Raw genomic sequence first — 633 nt, forward strand, 5'->3', positions numbered from 1 at the left:
GCACCCACCAGGGTGTATACCCCGCCGGACAAAGGCGCAGTCACGGTTACCGAACCGGTGGCCAGCACGCACGTGGGCTGCACCACCACGGCAACAGGCTGAGCCAGAGCACCAGGCACGACATCAATTATAATAGTCAAGATTGGCGAAGTGCAGTCGTTGAGCGTCGCGCTCAAGCTGTATGTACCCGGGGCCAAGTCGGTGAATATGCCCGTGGTGGACGTGAGCGAGACTCCAGCAGTGGCGCCTACTTTCACCAAAGCATAAATGCCGCCGGATACCGGGGCCGTAACCGTTACTGAACCTGTAGTAAGCACACTTGTGGGCTGCACCACCACGGCAATGGGCCGGGCCGGGGCCGCAGGCACGGCGTTAATCGTGACGGCCAACGCGGCCGAAACCAGCCCATTCACCGCCACGCTCAGGCTGTAGGTGCCGGGAGCCAAGTTGGTGAACACGCCCGCGGCGGAGGTCAAGGACACGCCCGCCGTGGCGCCCACTCCCACCAGGGTGTAGGTGGCGCCGGAGAGTGGGGCCGTGACGCTCACCGAGCCCGTGACCAGCAGGCACGTGGGCTGCACGATGGTGACAATGGGCGTGGGCATGGGCGCGGCGTTGATGGTCACGGCCAGG

The 633-nt window shown here is 64.6% G+C and carries 1 protein-coding gene; it reads right to left on the reverse strand.

Annotated elements, in window-relative coordinates:
- Nucleotides 1-633 (reverse strand): hypothetical protein (locus tag BEN48_RS16425; protein WP_158010231.1); only part of this gene is annotated, 633 nt, incomplete at both ends.

This window comes from Hymenobacter glacialis, assembly GCF_001816165.1.
Lineage (GTDB): Bacteria > Bacteroidota > Bacteroidia > Cytophagales > Hymenobacteraceae > Hymenobacter > Hymenobacter glacialis.